Source organism: Nakamurella deserti (genome assembly GCF_003260015.1).
Lineage (GTDB): Bacteria > Actinomycetota > Actinomycetes > Mycobacteriales > Nakamurellaceae > Nakamurella > Nakamurella deserti.
This window is the reverse complement of the sequence record NZ_QCXS01000003.1, coordinates 207,335-230,474: the sequence shown is the minus strand read 5'-3', so window position 1 is coordinate 230,474 and position 23,140 is coordinate 207,335. Positions and strand designations below refer to the sequence as shown.

Annotated in this window: 19 protein-coding genes and 1 tRNA gene; 16 read left to right on the top strand and 4 right to left on the bottom strand. The window is 71.8% G+C overall.

Going from position 1 to position 23,140, the window contains the following annotated elements:
• Positions 1-3: 3 nt before the first annotated feature.
• On the top strand, positions 4-1,287 hold the full coding sequence (metX, locus tag DB033_RS14445) for a homoserine O-acetyltransferase MetX (protein WP_111767649.1): 1,284 nt from the start codon (positions 4-6) through the stop codon (positions 1,285-1,287).
• Positions 1,288-1,598: 311 nt separating this feature from the next.
• Here metX and DB033_RS21690 read toward each other — a convergent pair whose 3' ends face one another.
• Positions 1,599-1,724, bottom strand: coding sequence for a hypothetical protein (locus DB033_RS21690; protein ID WP_276309220.1), 126 nt, complete (start codon positions 1,722-1,724; stop codon positions 1,599-1,601).
• 100 nt (positions 1,725-1,824) lie between these two features.
• Between DB033_RS21690 and DB033_RS14440 the strand changes: the two genes are divergently transcribed.
• Positions 1,825-2,985, top strand: a complete 1,161-nt coding sequence (locus DB033_RS14440) for a ScyD/ScyE family protein (RefSeq protein WP_111767648.1) — start codon at positions 1,825-1,827, stop codon at positions 2,983-2,985.
• 142 nt (positions 2,986-3,127) lie between these two features.
• On the opposite strand, the gene DB033_RS14435 is transcribed toward DB033_RS14440, so the two are convergent.
• The gene (locus tag DB033_RS14435) at positions 3,128-4,576 is read right to left on the bottom strand and encodes an aspartate aminotransferase family protein (RefSeq protein WP_111767647.1); all 1,449 of its coding nucleotides are present in this window, start codon (positions 4,574-4,576) and stop codon (positions 3,128-3,130) included.
• A 357-nt stretch (positions 4,577-4,933) separates the two neighbouring features.
• Between DB033_RS14435 and DB033_RS14430 the strand changes: the two genes are divergently transcribed.
• The 9 genes from DB033_RS14430 (at position 4,934) to DB033_RS14385 (ending at position 16,437) form a co-directional block, all read left to right on the top strand.
• Positions 4,934-5,782 carry a nitrilase-related carbon-nitrogen hydrolase gene (locus DB033_RS14430; protein ID WP_111767646.1) on the top strand — a complete coding sequence of 283 codons (849 nt, stop codon included), beginning with the start codon at positions 4,934-4,936 and terminating at the stop codon, positions 5,780-5,782.
• 109 nt (positions 5,783-5,891) lie between these two features.
• The gene (hydA, locus tag DB033_RS14425; protein WP_111767645.1) at positions 5,892-7,301 is read left to right on the top strand and encodes a dihydropyrimidinase; all 1,410 of its coding nucleotides are present in this window, start codon (positions 5,892-5,894) and stop codon (positions 7,299-7,301) included.
• A gap of 176 nt (positions 7,302-7,477) precedes the next feature.
• Positions 7,478-8,509, top strand: coding sequence for a TIGR03842 family LLM class F420-dependent oxidoreductase (locus DB033_RS14420; RefSeq protein WP_111767644.1), 1,032 nt, complete (start codon positions 7,478-7,480; stop codon positions 8,507-8,509).
• Positions 8,510-8,747: 238 nt separating this feature from the next.
• Positions 8,748-9,644, top strand: coding sequence for an ABC transporter permease (locus tag DB033_RS14410; protein WP_111768322.1), 897 nt, complete (start codon positions 8,748-8,750; stop codon positions 9,642-9,644).
• Complete coding sequence (locus DB033_RS14405) at positions 9,641-10,501, top strand: ABC transporter ATP-binding protein (RefSeq protein ID WP_111767642.1); 861 nt, start codon at positions 9,641-9,643, stop codon at positions 10,499-10,501. The genes DB033_RS14410 and DB033_RS14405 overlap by 4 nt, the downstream gene beginning before the upstream one ends.
• On the top strand, positions 10,502-11,269 hold the full coding sequence (locus DB033_RS14400) for an ABC transporter permease (protein ID WP_111767641.1): 768 nt from the start codon (positions 10,502-10,504) through the stop codon (positions 11,267-11,269).
• Between the two features lie 92 nt (positions 11,270-11,361).
• On the top strand, positions 11,362-12,588 hold the full coding sequence (locus DB033_RS14395) for an ABC transporter substrate-binding protein (protein WP_111767640.1): 1,227 nt from the start codon (positions 11,362-11,364) through the stop codon (positions 12,586-12,588).
• 145 nt (positions 12,589-12,733) lie between these two features.
• Positions 12,734-13,738, top strand: coding sequence for a glucose-6-phosphate dehydrogenase (coenzyme-F420) (gene fgd, locus DB033_RS14390; RefSeq protein WP_111767639.1), 1,005 nt, complete (start codon positions 12,734-12,736; stop codon positions 13,736-13,738).
• Positions 13,738-16,437 carry a bifunctional FO biosynthesis protein CofGH gene (locus DB033_RS14385; RefSeq protein WP_111767638.1) on the top strand — a complete coding sequence of 900 codons (2,700 nt, stop codon included), beginning with the start codon at positions 13,738-13,740 and terminating at the stop codon, positions 16,435-16,437. The genes fgd and DB033_RS14385 overlap by 1 nt, the downstream gene beginning before the upstream one ends.
• A 252-nt stretch (positions 16,438-16,689) precedes the next feature.
• On the opposite strand, the gene DB033_RS14380 is transcribed toward DB033_RS14385, so the two are convergent.
• Positions 16,690-17,907, bottom strand: coding sequence for a glycosyltransferase (locus DB033_RS14380; protein ID WP_111767637.1), 1,218 nt, complete (start codon positions 17,905-17,907; stop codon positions 16,690-16,692).
• 427 nt (positions 17,908-18,334) lie between these two features.
• Here DB033_RS14380 and eno point away from each other — a divergent pair, with 427 nt between their 5' ends.
• The 5 genes from eno to DB033_RS14355 all read left to right on the top strand — a co-directional run bounded on the left by eno (position 18,335) and on the right by DB033_RS14355 (position 21,867).
• Complete coding sequence (eno, locus tag DB033_RS14375; protein ID WP_111767636.1) at positions 18,335-19,621, top strand: phosphopyruvate hydratase; 1,287 nt, start codon at positions 18,335-18,337, stop codon at positions 19,619-19,621.
• 52 nt (positions 19,622-19,673) lie between these two features.
• The gene (locus tag DB033_RS14370) at positions 19,674-20,267 is read left to right on the top strand and encodes an FtsB family cell division protein (protein WP_111767635.1); all 594 of its coding nucleotides are present in this window, start codon (positions 19,674-19,676) and stop codon (positions 20,265-20,267) included.
• Positions 20,264-20,812: a DUF501 domain-containing protein gene (locus DB033_RS14365; protein ID WP_111767634.1), complete on the top strand. Its 549-nt coding sequence runs from the start codon at positions 20,264-20,266 to the stop codon at positions 20,810-20,812. Before DB033_RS14370 ends, DB033_RS14365 begins: the two co-directional genes overlap by 4 nt.
• Complete coding sequence (locus DB033_RS14360) at positions 20,809-21,762, top strand: Ppx/GppA phosphatase family protein (RefSeq protein ID WP_111767633.1); 954 nt, start codon at positions 20,809-20,811, stop codon at positions 21,760-21,762. The genes DB033_RS14365 and DB033_RS14360 overlap by 4 nt, the downstream gene beginning before the upstream one ends.
• A gap of 31 nt (positions 21,763-21,793) precedes the next feature.
• Positions 21,794-21,867: transfer RNA gene (locus DB033_RS14355), tRNA-Leu, on the top strand.
• 37 nt (positions 21,868-21,904) lie between these two features.
• Here the strand turns inward: DB033_RS14355 and DB033_RS14350 are convergent.
• On the bottom strand, positions 21,905-22,822 hold the full coding sequence (locus DB033_RS14350) for a hypothetical protein (RefSeq protein WP_111767632.1): 918 nt from the start codon (positions 22,820-22,822) through the stop codon (positions 21,905-21,907).
• Positions 22,823-23,140 lie beyond the last annotated feature (318 nt).

The window sequence follows — 23,140 nt, the reverse complement described above, 5'->3', positions numbered from 1 at the left end:
GGCATGCTGATCTCCATGGCCTACGCCGATCGCACCGCGCCCGACCCGGGAGCCGGCTCCACCGGCGTCCGGGCGGGGGCGGTGCTGTCCGCCGTTCCCGGGCGGCGCCCCGACGTCACCGTCTCGCCGCTGTCCCGCGTCGAAGTGACGCCGCGTCCGGAGATCTGGCGGGAAGGCGATCCGGTGGCGGGCCGCCGCTTCGCCGACATCGGCGACCTCGTGCTGGAGAACGGCGCCGTGCTGCCGGACGTCCGGATGGCGTACGAGACCTGGGGCACGCTCGACGAGGCAGGCGGCAACGCGGTGCTGGTGCTGCACGCGCTCACCGGTGACGCGCACGTGGTCGGCCCGGCCGGACCGGGTCAGCCGACGCCCGGGTGGTGGGACGGTCTGATCGGCCCCGGCGCGGTGCTGGACACCGACGAGCTGTTCGTCGTCGCGCCGAACGTGCTCGGCGGCTGCCAGGGCACCACCGGCCCGTCGTCCATCGCGGCGGACGGGCGTCCCTACGGCTCCCGGTTCCCCACCCTCACCATCCGCGACCAGGTCGCCGCGGAGGCCGCACTGGCCGACGCGCTCGGCATCCGGACCTTCCTGGCCGTCATCGGCGGCTCCATGGGCGGGATGCGCGTGATGGAGTGGGCCGTCGGCCAGCCCGGCCGGTTGCAGGCGGCCGTCGCCCTGGCCACCTGCGGTTACTCCTCAGCCGACCAGATCGGCTGGACCACGCCGCAGCTGTCGGCCATCCGGGCGGATCCGCACTTCCACGGCGGTGACTACTACGACGGCGAATGGCCGTTGGCCGGGATGGCGGTGGCGCGGCAGATCGCGCACGCGACCTACCGCAGCGAGCACGAGCTCAACACCCGGTTCGGTCGTCAGGACCAGCCGGGGGAGAGCACCGCCGACGGCGGGCGTTACGCCGTGCAGTCCTACCTCGAGTACCACGGGGCCAAGCTCGGTCGCCGGTTCGACCCGAACTCCTACCTGTGCCTCACCGAGGCGATGAACTCCCACGACCTGGGCCGTGGTCGCGGCGGTCTGACCGCCGCACTGCAACGCATCACCGCCGAACTCACCGTGGCCGTCGTCGACTCCGACCGGCTCTTCCCCCCGCACCTGGGGTTGGAGCTCGCGGCCGCCCCCACCACCCGCCCGGTCGTCACCATGCACTCGGAGTTCGGTCACGACGGGTTCCTGATCGAGGCCGATCAGGTGGAGGCGGTCGTCGCGGACGCGGTGGCCTCCGTGCGCGCCGCCCGGGTGGCCGGCACCGTCGACCGCTGAGGCGCGCCGCCGCGCCAACAGCGCCACCAGGAGCACCGACGGCCCGACGACCTCGAACGGCACACGGACGACGCCACGCCGGTGAGCATCGGGAGCCCGCCGATGTCGCCCGGCAACCCGACGACGCGTCACCGGTGAGCGTCGCCAGGCCCGCCGACTCGGACGGGAACCCGCACGACGCCCAACCCGCGAGCGCCGAAGTCGAAGGGAGTCTGGCGCTGCGTCACGGTCAGCGTCGACGGTTCGCCGACGTCGACGGGCACCCCCACGACGCCGATCTCGCGGGCGAATGACCACGGTCCGACGACCGGTCACGCGCGGGTCGCGCCGGTCAGCGCAACGGCGATGAGCGACCCTGCGGCGAACAGGGGTGTGACCCACATCACGTGGTCGACCCGCTTGAGCCGACCGACGGAAACGCCTTCCCGAACGTTCACAGCCGCTCCACAGGTCTGGCCCGGGCCGGACGGACCGGACTAATTTCCTGCCTGACCGCCCGGGTCCACCGGGCCGCGAAGGAGCGGAGCAGACGTGCGGATGCGAAACAGATGGATCGTCGGGTCGGCGGCGGGGCTGCTCGCCGCCGCCCTGGTGTCACCGGTCGCGCAGGCCGGCGACGGGCGTGGCGGGCACGGTGGTGGCGGGCACGGCGGGCACGGCGGTGGCGACCCCAGCGGGATCACCGTCGTCGCCTCGGGTCTCGACGGGCCGCGGCAGATCTCCGACAAGGGCCGGGGCCACACGATCTTCGTGGCCGAGGCCGACGCCGGCCGGGTCTCCCGGGTCGACGTCCGGTCGGGCGAGGTGACGCCGTTGCTCACCGACCTCGGGGCCGGCCTCGTGCAGGGCGTGGACAAGGTGCACGGTCAGATCCTGGTGGCCGTCGGCGAACCCGGTCCCGGCAGCGAAGCGCCCGAGACGCCGTTCGGCATCTCGGTGCTGCTGGGTTCCTCCGGCGGCGGGACCCCCGAGGTGCTCGAGGACCTCGGTCAGTTCGAGCGGGACAACAACCCCGACGGCCAACCCCAGTTCGGACCGGAGGGCCTGCCCCTGGAGGCGTTGTCCAATCCGTACTTCGTCCGCGCCCACCGGGACGGCAGTGCGCTGATCGCCGACGCGGGCGGCAACGACATCCTGTTCCGCACCGCGGCCGGTGATCTGCAGTTGTGGCGCACGCTGCCGCTGATCACCGAGGGTCCGTGTGCGGAGATCCCGAACAACGACCCCGCCGTCCTGGGCTGCGACCCGGTGCCGACCGGGATCGCGTACGGCAATCACGACGACGTGTACGTGTCGGCGCTCGGCGGGCTGGTGCCCGGGGCGGGCCGGGTGTTCGTCTACGACTGGAACCACCAGGAGCCCGTCCGGGTGCTCGACGGGTTCACCGGACCCGCCGGTGTGGAGGTGGACGCCGAGGGCAACGTGTACGTCTCCGAGTTGACCGAGGGTGCGCCGGCGGACCCGAGCGCGCCGCCGCCCGGCTTCGATCCGGCCACGGTCGGCCAGATCGTCAAGGTGGCTCCGGACGGCACCCGCACCTACGCCCAGGTGCCGCTGCCCGCCGGGCTGCTCATCCACAAGGGTGAGTTGTACGCCTCCGCCTGGGCGCTCGGCGCCGAGCTGGGCCTGCCCGACGCCGGTCAGATCGTCCGGGTCGACGACAGGGCGTTCCAGCCCGCCGCGGAGCCTGCCACCTGACCGACCCTGTCCACCGCCGGCGGGTGCGACCGGTGCGGTCGCACCCGCCGGGGCCGGACCTCGGTCAGCCCCCGCGGCCGACGACACCCGGCTCCGGCACCGGTCTCCGCCGCGGGTGCCCGGGGCGACGGCCGCCGTCGGATCAGCTGCCGGTGTAGTACCGGTCGGCGACCGCGAGGGTCTCGTCCAGGATGGCCAGACCTTCTTCCACCTCGGCGTCGGTCACCGTGCAGGGCGGCACCACGTGTGTGCGGTTGAAGTGGGTGAACGGCCAGAGCCCGTGCGCCTTGCAGGCTTTCACGAACTCCGTCATCGGGGCGGCGTCCGGGCCGCTGGCGTTGAACGGCACCAGCGGCTCCCGGGTCGCCCGGTCCCGGACCAGCTCCACCGCCCAGAAGACACCCAGGCCGCGGACCTCGCCGATCGACGGGTGCTTCTCGGCCAGCGCGCGCAGCCCGGGGCCGATGACGTCCTCGCCGATCCGGCGGGCGTTCTCCACGATGCCCTCCTCGCGGAAGATGCCGATCGAGGCGACCGCGGACGCGCAGGCCAGCGGATGGCCGGCGTAGGTGAGACCGCCGGGATAGACGCGGTTGTCGAAAGTGGCCGCGATCGCGTCGCTCATGATGACGCCACCCAGCGGCACGTATCCGGAGTTGACGCCCTTGGCGAAGCAGACGAGGTCGGGGGTGACGTCCCAGTGGTTCACCGCGAGCCACTCGCCGCAGCGGCCGAAGCCGGCCATCACCTCGTCGGCGATGTAGACGATGCCGAACTCGTCGCACAGCGCGCGGACGCCGGCCAGGTAGCCGTCCGGTGGTACGAGGATGCCGTTGGTCCCGACGACGGATTCCATGATCACGGCCGCCACCGTGTGGGCGCCCTCCATGATGATCTGGTCGCGCAGGTGCTGCAGGGCCCGGGTGCACTCCTCCTCGGGCGTGGTCGCGTAGAACACCGACCGGTACAGGTACGGACCCCAGAAGTGCACCACCCCGGGGATTCCCGGCTCCGACGCCCACCGCCGCGGTTCGCCGGTCAACGTCACCGCGCCCGACGTGCCGCCGTGGTAGCTGCGGTACGCGGCGAAGATCTTGTTCCGGCCGGTGTGGATTCGGGCCATCCGGATGGCGTTCTCGACGGACTCGGCGCCACCGGTGGTGAAGTAGACCTTGTTCAGGTGGCCGGGGGCGATCTCGGCGATGAGCCGGGCCGCCTCGCTGCGGACGTCGTTGGCGACCACCGGGCCGATCGTGCACAGCCGGCCGGCCTGCTCCTGGATGGCGGCGACCAGCTTCGGGTGCTGATGTCCGATGTTGACGTTGACCAGCTGGGACGAGAAGTCCAGGTAGCGCTTGCCGGTGTAGTCCCACATGTACGAGCCGAGGGCCCGCTCGATGGGCAGCGGGTCGAGCACGCCCTGGGCGGCCCACGGGTAGAAGACGTGCGCGCGGTCGGCGGTCCGGACCTCCTCGCTCGTCACCGTCTCGGTCGCCGCCTGATGGTCCTCCGCCGGCGGGGCGTCGGCGCTGGAGACGGCCGGTTCGTCGGTGAGATCGGCACCGGTGGGATCTGCGAGGTTGGTCGACATGCACCCGACCCTACGACGGCGGATGCACCCGCGACACGGGGGCGGGCGGACGTTTTCGTGCCGTCGATTTCGTCCAGCGGACGCCAACCGGTGGGCGCGGGTGCCGTCCCCGGCACGCTGCGTAGACGGTGCAGGGTTGACGGCGTCCGGCGGTCATCCGCCGGAAACATTCGGGGTCCGGTGTTTATAGTCAGGCAATCTTGATCCCTCACGATCACTGTCTCCCGCCGCTCGATCCGGTCGGACCGGTGGCCGGGAGACGCGAGGGACCGAGGTGCGCGCGTCGAGGCAGTGCCGTCACCCGTGAGTGCCACCGTGGTTCCCCCGTACCGCAGTGCGTCCGATGAAGGAGTTCCGATGACCGTCGTACGAGCCGCCATCACCCAGGTCGCCTGGACCGGTGACAAGGAATCGATGATCGACCGACACGAGCAGCTGGCCCGCGACGCCGCCGCGCAGGGCGTGCAGATCATCGGATTCCAGGAATTGTTCTACGGTCCCTACTTCGGCATCCGGACCGACCAGAAGTACTACGCCTACACCGAGCCGGTCGACGGTCCCACCGTCCAGCGGTTCGCCGCCCTCGCGAAGGAACTGCACCTCGTCATCGTGCTGCCCATCTACGAGGTGGCCAACGAGGGGGAGTACTACAACACCGCGGTGGTCATCGACGCCGACGGCACCGTGCTCGGCTCCTACCGCAAGCACCACATCCCCAACCTGCCGCAGTTCTGGGAGAAGTTCTACTTCCGCCCGGGGAACCTGGGCTACCCGGTGTTCCCGACCGCGGTCGGCCGGGTCGGCGTCTACATCTGCTACGACCGGCACTTCCCGGAGGGCTGGCGTGAGCTCGGCCTGAACAACGCGCAGATCGTGTTCAACCCGTCGGCGACGAAACCGGGCCTGTCCAACCGGCTCTGGGAGATCGAGCAGCCGGCCGCCGCCGCCAACAACCAGTACTTCATCGCCGCCAACAACCGCATCGGCACCGAGACCGAGGAGTTCGGCGACGACGCCGTCACCTTCTACGGCTCGTCCTACTTCGTCGGGCCACGCGGGGTGTACGTCGGGGAGGTGGCCTCGCAGGACCGGGAGGAGATCGTCATCCGCGACCTCGACCTGGACGAGATCACCCAGGCCCGCAACGACTGGCAGTTCTACCGCGACCGCCGCCCCGAGTCGTACACGAAGACCACCACCCCCTGACCGCGCTCCACCCCGACCGAGCCCTCCCCAGCCGGATCCCGGCGCGTGCCTCCCGCCGTCCGGGAGGAACCGCCAGGACCCGGCGTCCCCGAGATGGAGTGAGTGAGTCATGACCACCCTGATCACCAACGGCACCGTCGTGAGTGCCACCGGCTCGGTGCGTGCCGACGTGCTGGTCGACGGCGAGACCATCGCCGCCGTGCTGGCGCCGGGCACGTCCGCCCTGGGCCCGATCACCGCGGACACCGTCATCGACGCGGCCGGGAAGTACGTCATCCCCGGTGGCATCGACGCCCACACCCACATGCAGATGCCGTTCGGCGGGACCGAGGCCTCCGACACCTTCGAGACCGGCACCCGCGCCGCGGCGTGGGGTGGTACCACCACCATCGTCGACTTCGTCGTGCAGGCCCACGGGCAACGCGTCCAGGACCAGGTCCAGCTGTGGCACGACAAGGCCGCCGGCAACTGCGCCGTCGACTACGCCTTCCACCAGATCATCGGCGAGGTGAACGACGCCTCGCTGGCCGCGATGGACGAGCTCATCGACGAGGGCATCACCAGCTTCAAGCTGTTCATGGCCTATCCCGGGGTGTTCCTGTCGTCCGACGGGCAGATCCTGCAGGCCATGCAGAAAGCCGCCGGCAACGGCAGTCTCATCATGATGCACGCCGAGAACGGTTCGGCCATCGACGTCCTCGTCCAGCAGGCGCTCGCGCGCGGCGAGACCTCGCCCTACTACCACGGTGTCACCCGGCCGTGGCAGACCGAGCAGGAAGCCACCCACCGGGCCGTCATGCTCGCCGACATCACCGGCGCGCCACTGTATGTCGTGCACGTCTCGGCCAAGCAGGCGCTGGCCCGGATCGCCGAGGCCCGTAACGCCGGGCAGAACGTCTTCGGCGAGACGTGCCCGCAGTACCTGTACCTCTCGCTGGAGGACAACCTCGGCGCACCCGGCTTCGAGGGGGCGAAGTGGGTGTGTTCGACCCCGCTGCGCTCCCGGGCGGAGGGTCACCAGGACGACCTGTGGCGCTACATCCGGACCGGGGACGTGACCACGGTGTCCACCGACCACTGCCCGTTCTGCATGAAGGACCAGAAGGAGCTGGGGATCGGCAACTTCGCGAAGATCCCCAACGGGATCGGCTCCGTCGAGCACCGGATGGACCTGCTGTACCAGGGCGTCAAGGACGGCCGGATCAGCCTCGAGAAGTGGGTCGACGTCTGCTGCACCACCCCGGCCCGGATGTTCGGGCTCTACGGGCGCAAGGGCGTCATCGCCCCCGGGGCCGACGCCGACATCGTCGTCTACGACCCGAACGGCCACACCAGCATCGGCCTCGGCAAGACCCACCACATGAACATGGACTACTCGGCCTGGGAGGGCTACGAGATCGACGGTCACGTCGACGTGGTGCTCTCCCGCGGCACCGTTGTCAAGGACGAGACCGGCTACGTCGGCCACAAGGGCCACGGCCGGTTCGTGAAGCGCTCCCTCTCGCAGAACCTCGTCTAGGGGCCGTCAGTGCTCCTCGACCGAGATGTGTCCGTCGGCGCCGCGGCCAGCATGCGCGCCGGCTGCGCCGTCGGCACGAACACGACCGTGGATCGGCTCCTTCGCTGTTCCCCGGTCCCGCCCGTCGACCGTGGTGATCTCCGGCTCCGGCGAACGACCTCGACCGAGGAGCAACTGTGGATTTCGGAGTAGTCCTGCAGAACGACCCGCCGGCGGCGCGGATCGTCGAGTTCGCCCGTCAGGCCGAGCTTCTCGGGTTCAGCCACGTGTGGACGTTCGACTCGCACCTGCTGTGGCAGGAGCCGTACGTCGTCTACTCGCAGATCCTGGCCAACACCCGCAAGGTGACGGTCGGTCCGATGGTCACCAACCCGGCCACCCGGGACTGGACGGTCACCGCATCGCTGTTCGCCACGTTGAACGAGATGTTCGGCAACCGGACGATCTGCGGCATCGGACGCGGTGACTCCGCGGTGCGGGTGACCAACGGCCGGCCGACCACGCTGGCCACCCTGCGCGAGAGCATCGGCGTGATCCGGGGTCTGGCCAACAGTGAGGCCGTCGAGTACAACGGCAACACCCTGCAGTTCCCGTGGAGCGTCGGGTCGAAGCTGCCCGTGTGGGTCGCCGCGTACGGCCCGAAGGCGCTGCAGCTGACCGGGGAGATCGGCGACGGGTTCATCCTGCAGCTCGCCGACCTCGACATCACCGCCTGGTCGATCGCCGCCGTCCGCAGGGCGGCCGCGGACGCCGGCCGGGACCCGGCCGCGGTGAAGATCTGCGTCGCCGCACCCGCCTACGTCACCGACGGGTCCGAGGCGGGACTGCAGCACGCCCGCAACCAGTGCCGCTGGTTCGGCGGGATGGTCGGCAACCACGTCGCCGACATCGTCGCCCGCTACGGCTCGCAGGGTGCCGCGGTCCCGGCCGCGCTGAGCGACTACATCGCCGGCCGGCAGGGCTACGACTACAACTCGCACGGCAAGGCCGGCAACGACCACACGAACTTCGTCCCCGACGAGATCATCGACCGCTTCTGCCTGCTCGGGCCGGTCGAGGCCCAGGTCGACCGGCTGGCGCAGCTGTGCGAACTGGGGGTGGATCAGTTCGCGCTGTACCTGCAGCACGACGCGAAATCCGAGACCCTGGCGGCCTACGGCGACCACGTCATCCCGGCCGTCAACACGCGCAAGGCGGCCAAGACGTGATCCCCGGCCTGAGCACCGCCGTCTTCCGCGCCCGCTTCGGCGGCGCGCACCGGGACGGCCGGACCACGGCGGCGGGGTCCGGCCCGCTGGACGGCGCGACCGGAGCCTGGTCCCGGGGGGACGGCGGCCGCGCCGATGGGACCGGCCCGGGTGCGGAGACGGTGGCCCCGGTCGACCGTGGCCCGCTCCTCGGCGGCCCGTTGTGGTCGGCTCCACGACCGGCCCGGGCGCCCGGCCGATGACCGCGCTGCGGTACGCCCGCAAGGCGGTGCTGGCGCTCGTGGGCCTGGCCGTCCTGATCGGCCTCTGGGAGCTCTACAAGTCCCTCGGCCCGGCCCGGGGAGGAACGCTGTTCGGGGTGCCCATCTGGGCGCGCGCCGGCAATGCCGCGATGCCGCACGTCACCTCGGTGATCGACGCGTTCGGCGCCCAGGAGGTCGGCGGCGCGACCATCGTCCGCGGCAGCACGGCGCCGACGGTGTTCGAGTCGGTACTGTCGGCGGCCGGCAACTCGCTGCTCTGGGCCGGGGTCGGCTTCGCCATCGGGGTCGTCGTCGGGCTCGGGCTCGCACTGGTGATGGACCGGCTGCAGGTGCTCGAACGGGCGCTGCTGCCGTGGATCGTGCTCAGCCAGACCGTCCCGCTGATCGCCCTGGCCCCACTCGTCACCGGGTGGGGCAACGGCCTGTCGATCGGGCCGTTGGAGTGGCAGCGCTGGATGTCGGTGTCGCTGATCGCCGGCTACCTCGCCTTCTTCCCGGTCGCCGTCGGCATGGCCCGCGGCCTCAAGTCCCCGGGTGCCGTGCCGACCGAGTACTTCCGCTCGGTCAACGCCGGCTGGTGGCAGACGCTGACGCGGCTGAAGCTGCCGGCCTCGGTGCCGTTCCTGGTGCCGGCACTGCGGTTGGCGGCGGCCGGTGCGGTCGTCGGCACCGTCGTCGGGGAGATCTCCATCGGCCTCGAAGGCGGCATCGGCCGCCTCATCATCAGCTACTCGCAGGGCGCCACCGGCGACCCGTCGCGGGTGTACACCGCGGTGATCGGGGCGGCCGCGCTCGGCCTCGTCACCGCCGCCATCGTCACACTGTTCGACCTGGCCCTGCGCCGCTACCAACGGACGGGGAACGCCTCATGAGCACACCTTTCGGAGCGGTACCGCAGACGGTCGCCGCCGCCGCCGTCGAGGTCAGCGGGGTCACCAAGACCTTCGGCAAGGGCCGGAACCAGGTCGTCGCGCTGACCGACATCGACCTGACCATCCCCGCCGGCGAGTTCATCTCGCTGATCGGCCCGTCCGGTTGCGGCAAGTCGACGCTGCTGCGGATCATCGCGGATCTGCTGCCGGCCACCACCGGCACCGTCCGGGTCAGCGGCGAGACGGCCCGCGAGGCCCGGCTGGGCCGCAAGTACGGCTTCGCCTTCCAGCAGGCGGGCCTGCTCGACTGGCGCACCGTGCTGGCCAACGTCGAGCTGCCGCTGGAGCTGCACGGCGTCGGGTCCCGGGAGCGCCGCGCCCGCGGCCTGGAGCTGCTGGAGATGGTCGGACTGGCCGACTTCGCCAAGCACCGCCCGCCCCAGCTGTCCGGCGGCATGCAGCAGCGCGTCGCGATCGCCCGCGCGTTGGCGGAGCGTCCCGGCCTGCTGCTGATGGACGAGCCGTTCGGGGCGCTGGACGAGATGACCCGCGAGCGCATGCAGGACGAGCTGGTCCGGATCGCCGCCGAGACGTCGGCCGCGGTCGTGTTCGTCACCCACTCCATCCCGGAGGCCGTGTTCCTGTCCGACCGGGTCGTGGTGATGTCCCCGCGACCGGGCCGGATCGCCACCGTCGTGCCGGTGGGGCTGCGACAGCACGCCGACGGCTCGATGGCCAGCGGCACCCAGGTGCGCGAGTCGCCGGCCTTCTTCACCGCGATCACCCAGGTCCGGGAGGCGCTGCGCGGACGCGAGATGTCCGACGGCGCGCACCCCGGTGCCGCGGGAGCGTTGTAGATGCTGCGCTCCGCGACCCGGTCGATCGCGCCACCGGTCGTCTTCGGCGTGCTGTTCCTGCTCGCCTGGCAGGCCCTGGTGCAGGTCGGGAACATCCAGGCCTACGTGCTGCCGTCGCCGGGCGCGATCTGGACGGCCTTCGTCAACGACGCCCCGCGGATCGCCACGGCCGCCCGCAACACCGGGCTCAACGCCCTCGTCGGCCTGGTCGGCGGGACCCTCGCGGCGCTGCTGTTCGCCGCGGTTGTGGTGCGCCTGCGGGTGCTCGACGAGATGTTCACCCCGCTGGTCGCCGCGCTGGCCACCATCCCGATCGTCGCGCTGGCGCCGCTGCTGAACATCCTCTACCCGTCGACCTCGGCGCTGCCCCGGCAGCTCGTCGTCGGCATCAGCGCCTTCGTGCCGGTCTTCATGAACGTCGTCCGCGGTCTGAAACGGATCAGTCCGGTGCACGCCGAACTGATGGCCAGCTACGCCGCGTCCGGCTGGGCCGTCCTGCGCACGGTCCGGATCCCCGGCGCCCTGCCGTACTTCTTCACCGGGCTGCGGATCGCGGCGTCGCTGTCGGTCATCGCCGCCGTCGTCACCGAGTACTTCGGTGGCCTGCAGAACGGGCTCGGTGCGCGGATCACGTCCGCCGTCGCCGCCACCAACTACCCGCGCGCATGGGCGTCGGTGCTCGGCGCCGTCCTGCTCGGGCTGCTGTTCTACGTCGTCGCGCTGCTCGTCGAGCGGCTCGCCACCCGCGGCCGGGTCGACGTCCGCTGACCCGCCCCCGGCACCCCCCGCACCGCCCCGCACCGCCGCACCGCCCGTCACACCCCGCACCGTCCCTCGCCCCCACCCGTCAGGAGATACCGATGCACCGCCTCGGAAAGACGATCGGCGCCGCCACCGCCGCCGCCGGTCTGTTCGTACTCGCCGCCTGTGGCAGCAGCGATCCGGCCGGTACCCCGGCCGCCACCGCGACCAGCACCAGCCCCGCCGTCTCGGGGACGATGAACGCCTCCGGGCAGACCAGCGCCCCGGACACCGCCGGCGGCGGCTCCGGCGCCACGACCGACGTCAAGCTGCAGCTGCAGTGGTTCACCCAGGCCCAGTTCGCCGGGTACATCGCCGCCCTCGACCAGGGCTTCTACGAGGCGCAGGGCCTGAACGTGGAGATCCTGCAGGGTGGCGCGGACATCGTCCCGCAGACCGTGCTCGCCGGTGGCCAGGCCGACTACGCCATCGCCTGGGTGCCCAAGGCGCTGCAGTCCCGGGAGCAGGGTGCGGCCATCACCGACGTCGGTCAGGTGTTCCAGAAGTCGGGTACCCGCCAGGTGTCCTTCAAGGACAAGAACATCACCGGCGCGGCCGACCTGCGCGACAAGGTGGTCGGGAACTGGGGCTACGGCAACGAGTTCGAGCTGTTCGCCGGGATGACCAAGGCGGGCCTCGACCCGGCCGCCGACGTCCAGCTGACCCAGCAGCAGTTCGACATGAACGGGCTGCTCAGCGGCGACATCGACGCCGCCCAGGCGATGATCTACAACGAGTACGCACAGGTGCTCGAGGCCGAGAACCCCGACACCGGTGAGCTGTACACCGCCGACGACTTCAACGTCATCGACTGGAACACCGAGGGCACCGCGATGCTCCAGGACGCGATCTGGGCCGACACCGCGCGGCTCGCCGACGACGCGGCCTACCAGGAGACGACGGTCAAGTTCCTGACCGCCAGCTACCAGGGTTGGATCTTCTGCGCCGAGAACCCGGAGGAGTGCCGCGACATCGTGGTCGCCGCCGGGTCGAAGCTGGGGGCGTCGCACCAGCTGTGGCAGATGAACGAGGTCAACCAGCTCATCTGGCCGTCCACCGACGGCATCGGGATGGTCGACGAGGAGGCCTGGAAGCAGACCGTCGAGGTCGCGCAGGGCACCAAGAACGCCGACGGCGACACCGTGCTGACCAAGGCGCCCGACGCGGAGGCCTACACGAACGAGTACACCGAGAAGGCGCTGGCGGCGCTGGAGGAGATGGGCCTGGACACCACGGGCGAGAACTTCGCGCCGATCGAGGTGACGCTCAACGCCGGCGGCAACTGAGCCGAGCCGCACCGGAGGCCGGTCCCCGAGGGGGCCGGCCTCCGGTCCGTTCGGGGGCCCCGGCATCGGGTCCGGCAACCTGCGGCCGGAGCGGTCGGTGCCCGGTCGTAGGGTGGCCGGAGTGGTTCGAGAGAGAAGGTGTGCGGTGCCGATCCGTCTGGGATACAAAGCTTCTGCCGAGCAGTTCGGGCCGTCGGAGCTGTTGGGGTACGGCGTTCTGGCCGAGGAGCAGGGCTTCGATTCGGTGTTCGTGTCCGATCATCTGCAGCCGTGGCGGCACGACGGTGGGCATGCGCCGGCGGCGTTGCCGTGGCTGGGTGCCTTGGGGGCCCGGACGGAACGCATCGTGATCGGGACCTCGGTGCTGACCCCGACGTTCCGCTACCACCCGGCGGTGATCGCCCAGGCGTTCGCGACGTTGGGGATGCTTTACCCGGGCCGGGTCATCCTGGGAGTGGGGTCGGGGGAGTCGCTCAACGAGGTGCCGTTGGGTCTCGAGTGGCCGGACGGCAAGGAGCGGTTCGCCCGGATGAAGGAGGCCATCACGCTGATCAAGGCGTTGTGGGCCGACGAGCGGGTCGACTTCGAGGGCACGTTCTACTCGACGGACAAGGCGACCATCTACGACCGCCCGGAGACGCCGGTGCCGCTGTACGTCGGTGCGTCCGGTCCGGCGGCGACCCGGCTGGCCGGCCGCGTGGCGGACGGGTTCATCACCACGTCGGGCAAGGCGGACTCGCTCTACCGCGACACCCTGCTGCCGGCGTTGGCGGAGGGGGCGGCGAAGGTCGACCGGACCCTGGACGACATGGACCTGCTGATGGAGATGAAGGTCAGCTTCGACCACGACCGCGACGCCGCACTGAACGACACCACGTACTGGGGTGCGCTGGCGTTGTCGCCGGAGGAGAAGACCGGCGTGGAGGATCCGATCGAGATGCAGCGGCTGGCCGACGCGTTGCCGGTGGAGCGGGCCGCGTCCCGCTGGATCGTGTCCACCGACCCGGACGAGCACGTCGAGAAGATCCGGCACTACCTCGATCTCGGGTTCAAGCACCTGGTGTTCCACGCCCCCGGGCCGGACCAGGCGAAGTTCCTGAAGCTGTACGGCGCCGAGGTGCTGCCCCGACTGCGGAACCTGGGCTACTGATGACCGATCTCGATCTGGGTCTGGACCCGAGGTACGGCCCGGTCCGGCTGGGCGACGCCCCGGCCGCGTCGCCGTCGTCGCTGCGGCGCGCGCTGCGCCGGGCCGCCGACGGCGCCACCCTCGACCAGACCGAGGCGTCGATCCTGCTGCAGGCCCGCGGCTCGGACCTGGACGCACTCTCTGCCTCGGCCGCGCGGGTGCGTGACTCCGGGCTGCTGGCCGCCGGCCGCCCGGGGGTGATCACCTACTCGAAGAAGGTGTTCATCCCGCTGACGCGGCTGTGCCGGGACCGCTGCCACTACTGCACGTTCGTGACCACCCCCGGTCGGGTGCCGGCGCCGTTCCTGTCGCCGGACGAGGTGGTGGCGATCGCCGAGGCCGGCCGGGCGATGGGCTGCAAGGAGGTGCTGTTCACCCTCGGGGACCGGCCGGAGGAGCGGTGGACGGCGGCGGCGGACTGGCTGGAGGAGGCCGGGTACGCCACCACCCTGGACTACGTCCGGGCCATGTCGATCCGGGTGCTGGAGGCCACCGGCATGCTGCCGCACCTCAACCCGGGGGTGATGAGCTGGCAGGAGCTGGCCCGGTTGAAGCCGGTCGCCCCGTCGATGGGGATGATGCTGGAGACCACGTCCCGTGCCCTGTTCACCGAGAAGTCCGGCGCCCACTACGGTTCGCCGGACAAGGACCCGGCGGTGCGGCTGCGGGTGCTGGAGGACGCGGGCCGCTCGTCGGTGCCGTTCACCACCGGCATCCTCATCGGGATCGGTGAGACGCTGTCGGACCGGGTCGAGTCGATCTTTGCGATCCGGCAGGTCGCCCGCGCCTACCGGGGCGTCCAGGAGGTCATCGTCCAGAACTTCCGGGCCAAGCCCGACACCGCGATGGCCCGGATGCCCGACGCCGAGATCGACGAGCTGATCGCCACTGTCGCGGTGGCTCGGCTGGTGCTCGGTCCGTCGGTGCGGATCCAGGCACCGCCGAACCTCATCGGCGAGGGCGACGAGGTCTTCACCCGGGTGATCGGAGCGGGCATCGACGACTGGGGTGGGGTGTCGCCGCTGACCCCGGACCACGTGAACCCGGAGCGGCCGTGGCCACAGATCGACGATCTGGCGGCGCGTACCGCGGCCGCCGGTTTCGAGTTGAAGGAACGGCTGACGATCTACCCCGAGTACGTGACCGCGGGGGAGCCGTGGCTGGATCCGCGGTTGCGAGCGCACGTGGACGCGCTCGCCGACCCCGAGACCGGGCTGGCCCGCGCCGATGTCATTCCGCAGGGCCTGCCGTGGCAGGAGCCGGAGTCGGGCATCGAGTCCAGCGGCCGCACCGACCTGCACACCGACATCGACCACACCGGGCGTTCCGAGGACCGCCGGTCGGACTTCTCCGACGTGTACGGCGACTGGGACGCGCTGCGGGAACGGTTGGCCGCCAGTGACTCGTCGATGCCGGAGCGGCTGGGCTCGGAGGTGGCCGCCGCCCTCCGGGTGGCCGCGGACAACCCCTCCCGGCTCTCCGATTCGCAGGCGCTGGCGCTGATCACCGCCACCGGCGCCGACCTGGACGCGGTGTGCGCGCTGGCCGACGCCGTCCGGGCCGACGTCAACGGCCCCGACGTCAGCTACGTGGTGAACCGGAACATCAACTTCACCAACGTCTGTTACACCGGCTGCCGGTTCTGTGCCTTCGCGCAGCGCCGCGGGGACGCCGACGCCTACACCCTGTCGGTGGACGAGGTGGCCCAGCGGGCCGCGGTCGCCTGGGACCTCGGGGCGACCGAGGTGTGCATGCAGGGCGGTATCCACCCGGACCTGCCCGGCACCGCCTACTTCGACCTGCTGCGGGCGATCCGTGCGCGGGTCCCGGACATGCACGTGCACGCGTTCTCGCCGATGGAGGTGGTCAACGGGGCGACCCGCGCCGACCTGTCCATCCGGGAGTGGCTGGCCGAGGCGAAGGCCTCCGGGCTGGGGTCGATCCCGGGTACGGCGGCGGAGATCCTCGACGACGAGGTGCGGTGGGTGCTGACCAAGGGCAAGCTGCCGACCGCGGCCTGGATCGAGGTCGTCACCACCGCGCACGAGCTCGGTATCCGCAGCTCGTCGACGATGATGTACGGGCACGTGGACACCCCGCGGCACTGGGTGGCCCACCTCGCGCTGCTGCGGGAGATCCAGTCCCGGACCGGCGGTTTCACCGAGTTCGTGCCGTTGCCGTTCATCCACACCAACGCGCCGATCTACCTCGCCGGGCTGGCCCGGGCCGGGGCGACGTTCGACCAGAGCCGCGCGGTGCACGCCGTGGCCCGGCTGATGCTGCACGGCTCGATCGACAACATCCAGACGTCGTGGGTCAAGCTCGGCCCCGAGGGCACCCGGGTGATGCTGCAGGGCGGCGTCAACGACCTGGGCGGCACCCTGATGGAGGAGACCATCTCGCGGATGGCCGGTTCCCAGTTCGGCTCGTACCTGACCGTGCCGCAACTCGAGGACATCTGCGCCCCGATCGGCCGGCCCGCCGTCCAACGCACCACCACCTACGGCCGCGCCGACCCCGAACGGGCCGCGCTGGCCCGGTCGTTCGCCGGGCTGGAGAACGCCCCGGCCACCGCGGGCTGCGGCACCGGCGGCGCCGCCCCCGCCGGACCCACCCCGCTCACCCTCGGGCGGCGGCCGGACCCGGTGACGGTCGGCTGACGCGGACGGGGCGCCGGCACGTTCGAGGCGCCCCGCTCGGCCGGCCGGCACGGTCGTCCGGATCGGTCGCGGTGCGGACCTGACCGGGGCCGTCGGGGTCGGTCCGGGCGCCCGGTGTCCGACTTCTCGCTCCGGGCGCCGGTCCTGGCCGCCCGGGGTCCGTCCGGGAGCCCGGTGTCCGACTCCCCGCTCCGGGCGCCGGTCCTGGTCGCCCGGGGGGCCGTCCGGACGTACGGTGTCCGACCGGGTCGGTCAGCGGCCGACCGCTCGGTCGTAGATCTCCTCGAGGCGCAGCGTGCGCCGCTCGATGTCGAACTCCTCGAGCACCCGCCGGCGACCCGCGGCGCCCATCGCCGCGGCGGCGTCGGCGTCGACCAGCAGCCGGGTGAGGCAGGCGGTGAGGGCCGCGACGTCGCCCTCCGGTACCAACAGCCCGGTCTCGCCGTCGGCCACGGCCTCCGGAACCCCGCCGTGCCGGTAGGCCACGACCGGGACGGCCTGCAGCGCCGCCTCCAGGTAGACCATCCCGAAACCCTCGGAATCGCCGTTGGCGGCCGTGCGGGACGGCCCGCAGAAGATCCGGCTGCGGGCGAGCGTGTCGGCGATGAACGCGGGGTCCCGCTTGCCGAGGAACTCCACCGGCAGGCCGGCCCGGCGGGCCCGGTCGCGCAGCGCGGTCTCGTCGGGCCCGTACCCGATGACCCGGATCGGCTGCCCGTCGAGCAGCTCGCGGGGCACCCCGGCCAGTCCGTCGATCAGGTCCGACACGCCCTTCTTCGGCACGAGCCGCCCGACGAAACTGACGCCGCACCGTGCCTGGTCGTCGTGGGTCCCGGGCTGCACCGGGATGCCGATGGGGGCGACCACGATCTTGTGGGACGGCGCGCCGAGGTCGCGCAGCCGCCCGGCGATGAAGCGCGAGACGGCGATGAGGGTGTCGGCGTAGTCGAACACCTCGCGCAGCCGGTCGACGTACCGGCGGCCCGCGCCACCGGTCTCCGCGGGAGCGCTGGTCACGTCGAAGCCGTGGAAGGTGACGACCAGCGGAAGTCCGAGGCGACGAGCCAGCGGCAGCACCGTGACGGCGTCCGGGCCGAAGTGCGCGTGCACGACCTGCACCGGCTCCCGGCGCAGCACGCTGTCGTAGAACAACCGCAGGGCCAGTTCCGCGTCGATCTGGTGGGCGATCCGGGCCGAGATGCGGTCACCCAGGACGCGGGCCGGTCGCAGGGGCAGCCCGTCCGGGATCACGCGCAGGCCGGCGGGCACCGGCTTCCAGCGGTGGGTCGCGCCGATCTGGTTGGCGATGAACGTCTCCGACGTCGCCAGCCACTCGTCCCGCCACACCGCCACCCGCGGTGGACCCAGGGGAGGCGGCCCGCCCACCGAACCCGGGAAGGCCCGGCGCGGCGCCTGGCCGTCCCCACCCGGCGGCTCCGGGGACGGTGCGGGGTCGGCACCAGACGTCACGGGTTCTCCGGGGGTTCGTGCTCGAGGGGAGATGTCGCACCGGGAGCTGCTCGTCGGTACTGACGCCGCGTCACGCTACCGCACGGTGTGGCGGTCCCACCCTGGCCGCACCGGCGCGGCGAGCGGGTCCGCGGCCCGCCGACCGGACGCCGATCCGGTGTCCCGGTCCGCCGCCGGCGGACCGCTCCGGTGGGCTCCGTCGCGGTCCGGCGGGCGACGGAAACGCCCGGGTGGTCGGCCGGTGAACAGTGCGCGTCCCGGCGGGTGCGCCGGGAAGCGGTGGCTAGGCTGTCCCGGGGCTCGGCGCGGTGCCCGCCGGACCCGGCCTCGGCCGGACCCGTGCCGCTCGCGCCGCTCCGCGAGCCCGCTGCCGTCGTCCGTGAAAAGCTGACCTGAGAACCATCAACCGTCTTACGAAGGGATCGCCGTGGCGGCCATCGAACTGATCGAAGCACGCGAAATTCTGGACTCCCGGGGCAACCCGACCGTCGAGGTCGAGGTGGAGCTGGAAGACGGCACCCTGGCCCGCGCGGCCGTTCCGTCCGGCGCCTCCACCGGTGAGCACGAGGCCGTGGAGCTGCGCGACGGCGACGCCAAGCGCTACCTGGGCAAGGGCGTGCAGAAGGCCGTCGACGGCATCATCGACGAGATCGGCCCCGAGCTCATCGGCATGGACGCCGTGGAGCAGCGCAACATCGACCAGAAGCTGATCGACCTGGACGGCACCCCCGACAAGTCCCGCCTCGGCGCAAACGCGCTGCTGGGTGTGTCGCTCGCGGTGGCCAAGGCCGCCGCCGACTCCGCCGACCTGGAGCTGTTCCGCTACATCGGCGGACCGAACGCGCACATCCTGCCGGTGCCGATGATGAACATCATCAACGGTGGCGCGCACGCCGACTCCGGCGTCGACTGCCAGGAGTTCATGATCGCCCCGATCGGCGCGGAGACCTTCAAGGAGTCGCTGCGCTGGGGTGCGGAGGTCTACCACACCCTCAAGTCGGTGCTGAAGAAGCAGGGCTTCTCCACCGGGCTCGGCGACGAGGGCGGCTTCGCGCCGGCACTGGCCTCCAGCCGCGCCGCGCTGGACCTCATCCTCGAGGCGATCAGCCAGGCCGGGTTCACCCCGGGCAAGGACATCGCCGTCGCGCTGGACGTCGCCGCCACCGAGTTCCACTCCGAGGGCAGCTACCAGTTCGAGGGCAAGGCCCACAGCTCCGCCGAGATGATCGCGTTCTACGCCGCGCTCGTCGCCGATTACCCGATCGTGTCCATCGAGGACCCGCTGTCGGAGGACGACTGGGACGGCTGGGTCGAGATGACCGCGCAGCTGGGCAGCAAGATCCAGATCGTCGGCGACGACCTGTTCGTCACCAACCCGGAGCGCCTCGAGCGCGGCATCGGCCTCCGCGCCGCCAACGCCCTGCTGGTCAAGGTCAACCAGATCGGCACGCTGACCGAGACGCTGGACGCCGTCTCGCTGGCCCAGACCAACGGCTACCGCTGCATGATGAGCCACCGCTCCGGCGAGACCGAGGACACCACCATCGCCGACCTGGCCGTGGCGACCTCGTCCGGCCAGATCAAGACCGGCGCCCCGGCCCGGTCCGAGCGGGTCGCCAAGTACAACCAGCTGCTGCGCATCGAGGACAACCTCAACGACGCCGCGGTCTACATGGGCGAGCTGGCCTTCCCCCGGTTCACCGCCGGCAGCTGAGCTCCACCCGCATGGCCCCGCAGTACGGAACCGGAAGCAGAACCACCGCAGCATGACGTCACCGTCGAGTCGCCGCCCGCGCCGCACCTCCCGCCCCGACCGGGCGGGGGTGCCCCGCGGGCGGCGCTCCACCCGGTCCGGTCCACCCACGACCGGCCCCGGGCGGCGCACCCGCACCACCACCGCCACGACCGGGACCGAGCCGGCCACCGCCGGCAGCCGCTTCGCCGGCTCCCGGCTGACCCGGCAGATCGCCGTCCTCGGCATGGTCCTCGCCGTCGTCGCGCTGTCGCTGGCCTACCCGCTGCGCACGTACCTCGCGCAGCGCGCCGACCTCGCCGCCGCCGTCGAACGGCAGCACGACCTCGATCAGCGCATCGCCGAACTGCAGATCCAGCAGGCCGCCCTGGCCGACCCGAACTTCATCGCGGCGGAGGCGAAGCGCCGGCTGCAGTACGTCAGACCCGGCGACACCGTCTACGTCGTGCAGGCCCCGGACCTCACGCCGGCCGACGCGACCGAGACCGCGCCGACCGCTCCCGGCGGCCCGTGGTACGCCACGCTGTGGGACACGCTGTCCCACCCGCCCGGAACCGCCGTCGATCCCGGTGTGCTGACGCCGGCCACGACCGGGCCCACCGGATGACCGGCACGTCCGTCTTCGGGCGGCAGCTCACGCCCCCCACCGACGCCGACATCGCCGCCCTGACCGCCGAACTCGGCCGGCCACCCCGTGGGTTGCGGGCCGTCGCCTACCGGTGCGCGCACGACGTCCCCGCGGTGGTGCAGACCGCCCCCCGGTTGCCCGACGGCTCGCCGTTCCCGACGCTGTACTACCTGTGCTGCTCGGTGCTCAACTCCACCGTCGGCCGGATGGAGGGCGAGGGCGTGATGGCCGGCATGACCGACCGGCTCGCCGACGACCCGGAGCTGGCCGTCGGGTACCGGGCCGCGCACGACGCCTACCTGGCCGAACGCAACGCCCTCGAGGACCTGGGGATCGAGGTCACCGCGGGCGGGATGCCCACCCGGGTCAAGTGCCTGCACGTCCTCGTCGCGCACGCGCTCGCCGCCGGCCCGGGCGTCAACCCGCTGGGGGACGAGGCCATCGCCCTGCTGCCGCAGTACAGCCGCGGGACGCCGTGCGTCCCGGCCACCGACCCGGCGGAGCCGGCGGAGGACGCCGGGTGAGGGTCGCCGCCATCGACTGCGGCACCAACACCATCCGGCTGCTGGTGGCCGACCTGACCGCCACCCCGCGGGGAATCACCCTGGTCGACGTGCACCGGGAGATGCGCGTCGTGCGTCTGGGGGAGAGCGTGGACCGGACGGGGCTCATCCAGCCCGGGGCGCTGGACCGCACCTGGGCGGCGCTGTCGGACTACACCGCGATCCTGCGGTCGTCCGGGGCGACCCGGGTGCGGATGGCCGCCACCTCGGCGACCCGCGACGCGACCAACCGGCAGCAGTTCGTCGACCTCGTGACCTCGACCCTGGGACAGCCGCCGGAGGTCATCACCGGCGAGGAGGAGGCGGAGCTGTCGTTCCGCGGGGCCGTCGGTGACCTCGACCCCGCCGACGGTCCGTTCCTCGTCACCGACATCGGCGGCGGCTCCACCGAGATCGTCATCGGCACCGCCGACCGGCACGGCGAGGTCACCCTGGCCGGCGCGGTCAGCGTGGACCTGGGCAGCGTCCGGCTCACCGAGCGCATCCTGCACGGCGACCCGCCGACCCCGGCCGAGGTCGCGCAGGCCCGCAGGCTCATCACCGGCACCGTGTCCGACGCGCTCGACGGCCTGCCGGTGTCGCGCGTCCGGACGGCCGTCGCGGTGTCCGGGACGGCGACGACGGTGGCCGCCGCGGCGATGCGGCTGCCCGGCTACGACCCGGCGCGCATCCACCTGTCGAGGATCGGGACCGGCCAGGTGGCCGACGCGGCGTCGTTCTTCCTGGGCGCGACCACCGCACACCGCGGGGCGTTGGGCTACATGTACCCGGGCCGCGTCGACGTCATCGGTGCGGGCGCGCTGATCCTGGACGTCCTGGTCCGCCAGATCGCCCGCCGGGTGCCGCTGGAGCGGATCACCGTCTCCGAGCACGACATCCTCGACGGACTGGCGCTGTCGCTGGCGCTCTGACCGGGACGGCCTAGGCTGGACCGGCCGTGCGGCCCCCGTATCCCAATCGGCAGAGGAAGGCGACTTAAAATCGTCGCAGTGTCGGTTCGAGTCCGACCGGGGGCACCGAGCCGCGGAGCCTCAGCGCGGAGCTGTCGGCCGGTCAGCCCTTCCAGACCACCGGGTTCTCCACGTAGGGGTCGTCGGGCTCGAAGCCGCCCTCGAACTGGATGCGGTCCACGGTCTCGCCGATGTTGACCGACAGCACCACGCAGGCGTCGTAGCTCTTCCCCACGCCGAAGTCCTCGGGGGCGTAGCTGAGGGGGCACAGGGCGTTCGCGTCGTCGTCGGGGTAGGCGGTGAGGATGTAGTCGTCGTCCGCGGAGTAGGCCCACAGATCGTCCTGGAACGACGTGTAGGTGAGGTCGCCCTCCGACTTCTGGGTCAGGGTCATCCGCAGGTACCAGGGCTCCTCGCCCTGCGCATCCGAGACGTCCATCCCCAGCGTCGCCCAGTCGGCCTCACTGCCCTTGGTCACCGTCAACCCGCTGACCTCGACCACGGCCTGGGCGTCGGCGTAGGACACCGGCAGCAGCGCCGACTGACCGTAGGTCAGCGCGGTGCCCGCCGGGGTCAGCGGCAGGTTGTCCGGGTTGCCGGTGAAGGTGGTCGAGTCGGTGGGGGTGGTGGTCGACGACGTACTGGTGCCGGTCGTCGGGTCGTCGTCGTCGGAGGTCGGACCGGCGGTGGACGACGTGGACGACGAAGAACCACCCGTCGAGCTCGCGGTGGACCCCGTCGAACCCGTGGAGCCGGTGGCGTCCGTCGAGGTCGGGTCCGACGCATCGGAGGCGTCGGAGGTGTCCGACGGGTCCGTCGCGTCCGAGGGGTCACCGGTGCCGGACGTACCGGGGTCGCCGGTCCCGGTGGAAGCGGCGGAGGTCGTCGGCGCGGTCCCGCCCGCCACCGCCCGGCCGTCGATCGTCGTCGCGCAGCCCACGAGGACGACCAGTCCCACCGCCAGCGCACCTGCGGCCCACCGGGACCGGTGCCGCATCCGCCGCTGCGTCGTCTCGTCCACAGTGAACCTCCCGGTCGACGACTCCGGTCGTCACGCGTGCCCGTCGCCGCGGCACACGGGGGCGCGGCAGCTCGGCGGTAGCCTATCGGCCCCTCCCGCGGCCCGGGCCCGTGATGGCGAAACCGGTCGGCGATCCCGTGTCGCACGCCGCGCCGGGGAACTCCCCGCCCCGGCCGCGCGTTGTCCCCACAGGGAATGAGAAGCAACTTTTATGTGTTCTTTACCGAGATGGCTCGGTCGGGGACACGGTCGGTCACTACGATCGGCACCGAGAGCCACCATTCCCCACGCAGTCACACAGAACGTCCCGCACTCCCA

What these genes read in the sequence shown, in the direction of transcription:
- DB033_RS14385 (WP_111767638.1), top strand. Translation starts at nt 13,738, where the DNA reads ATGACCGATCTCGATCTGGGTCTGGACCCGAGGTACGGCCCGGTCCGG.
- DB033_RS14435 (WP_111767647.1), bottom strand. Translation starts at nt 4,576, where the DNA reads ATGTCGACCAACCTCGCAGATCCCACCGGTGCCGATCTCACCGACGAA.
- DB033_RS14395 (WP_111767640.1), top strand. Translation starts at nt 11,362, where the DNA reads ATGCACCGCCTCGGAAAGACGATCGGCGCCGCCACCGCCGCCGCCGGT.
- DB033_RS14440 (WP_111767648.1), top strand. Translation starts at nt 1,825, where the DNA reads ATGCGAAACAGATGGATCGTCGGGTCGGCGGCGGGGCTGCTCGCCGCC.
- hydA (WP_111767645.1), top strand. Translation starts at nt 5,892, where the DNA reads ATGACCACCCTGATCACCAACGGCACCGTCGTGAGTGCCACCGGCTCG.
- DB033_RS14405 (WP_111767642.1), top strand. Translation starts at nt 9,641, where the DNA reads ATGAGCACACCTTTCGGAGCGGTACCGCAGACGGTCGCCGCCGCCGCC.
- DB033_RS14430 (WP_111767646.1), top strand. Translation starts at nt 4,934, where the DNA reads ATGACCGTCGTACGAGCCGCCATCACCCAGGTCGCCTGGACCGGTGAC.
- metX (WP_111767649.1), top strand. Translation starts at nt 4, where the DNA reads ATGCTGATCTCCATGGCCTACGCCGATCGCACCGCGCCCGACCCGGGA.
- DB033_RS14400 (WP_111767641.1), top strand. Translation starts at nt 10,502, where the DNA reads ATGCTGCGCTCCGCGACCCGGTCGATCGCGCCACCGGTCGTCTTCGGC.
- DB033_RS14410 (WP_111768322.1), top strand. Translation starts at nt 8,748, where the DNA reads ATGACCGCGCTGCGGTACGCCCGCAAGGCGGTGCTGGCGCTCGTGGGC.
- DB033_RS14370 (WP_111767635.1), top strand. Translation starts at nt 19,674, where the DNA reads ATGACGTCACCGTCGAGTCGCCGCCCGCGCCGCACCTCCCGCCCCGAC.
- DB033_RS14365 (WP_111767634.1), top strand. Translation starts at nt 20,264, where the DNA reads ATGACCGGCACGTCCGTCTTCGGGCGGCAGCTCACGCCCCCCACCGAC.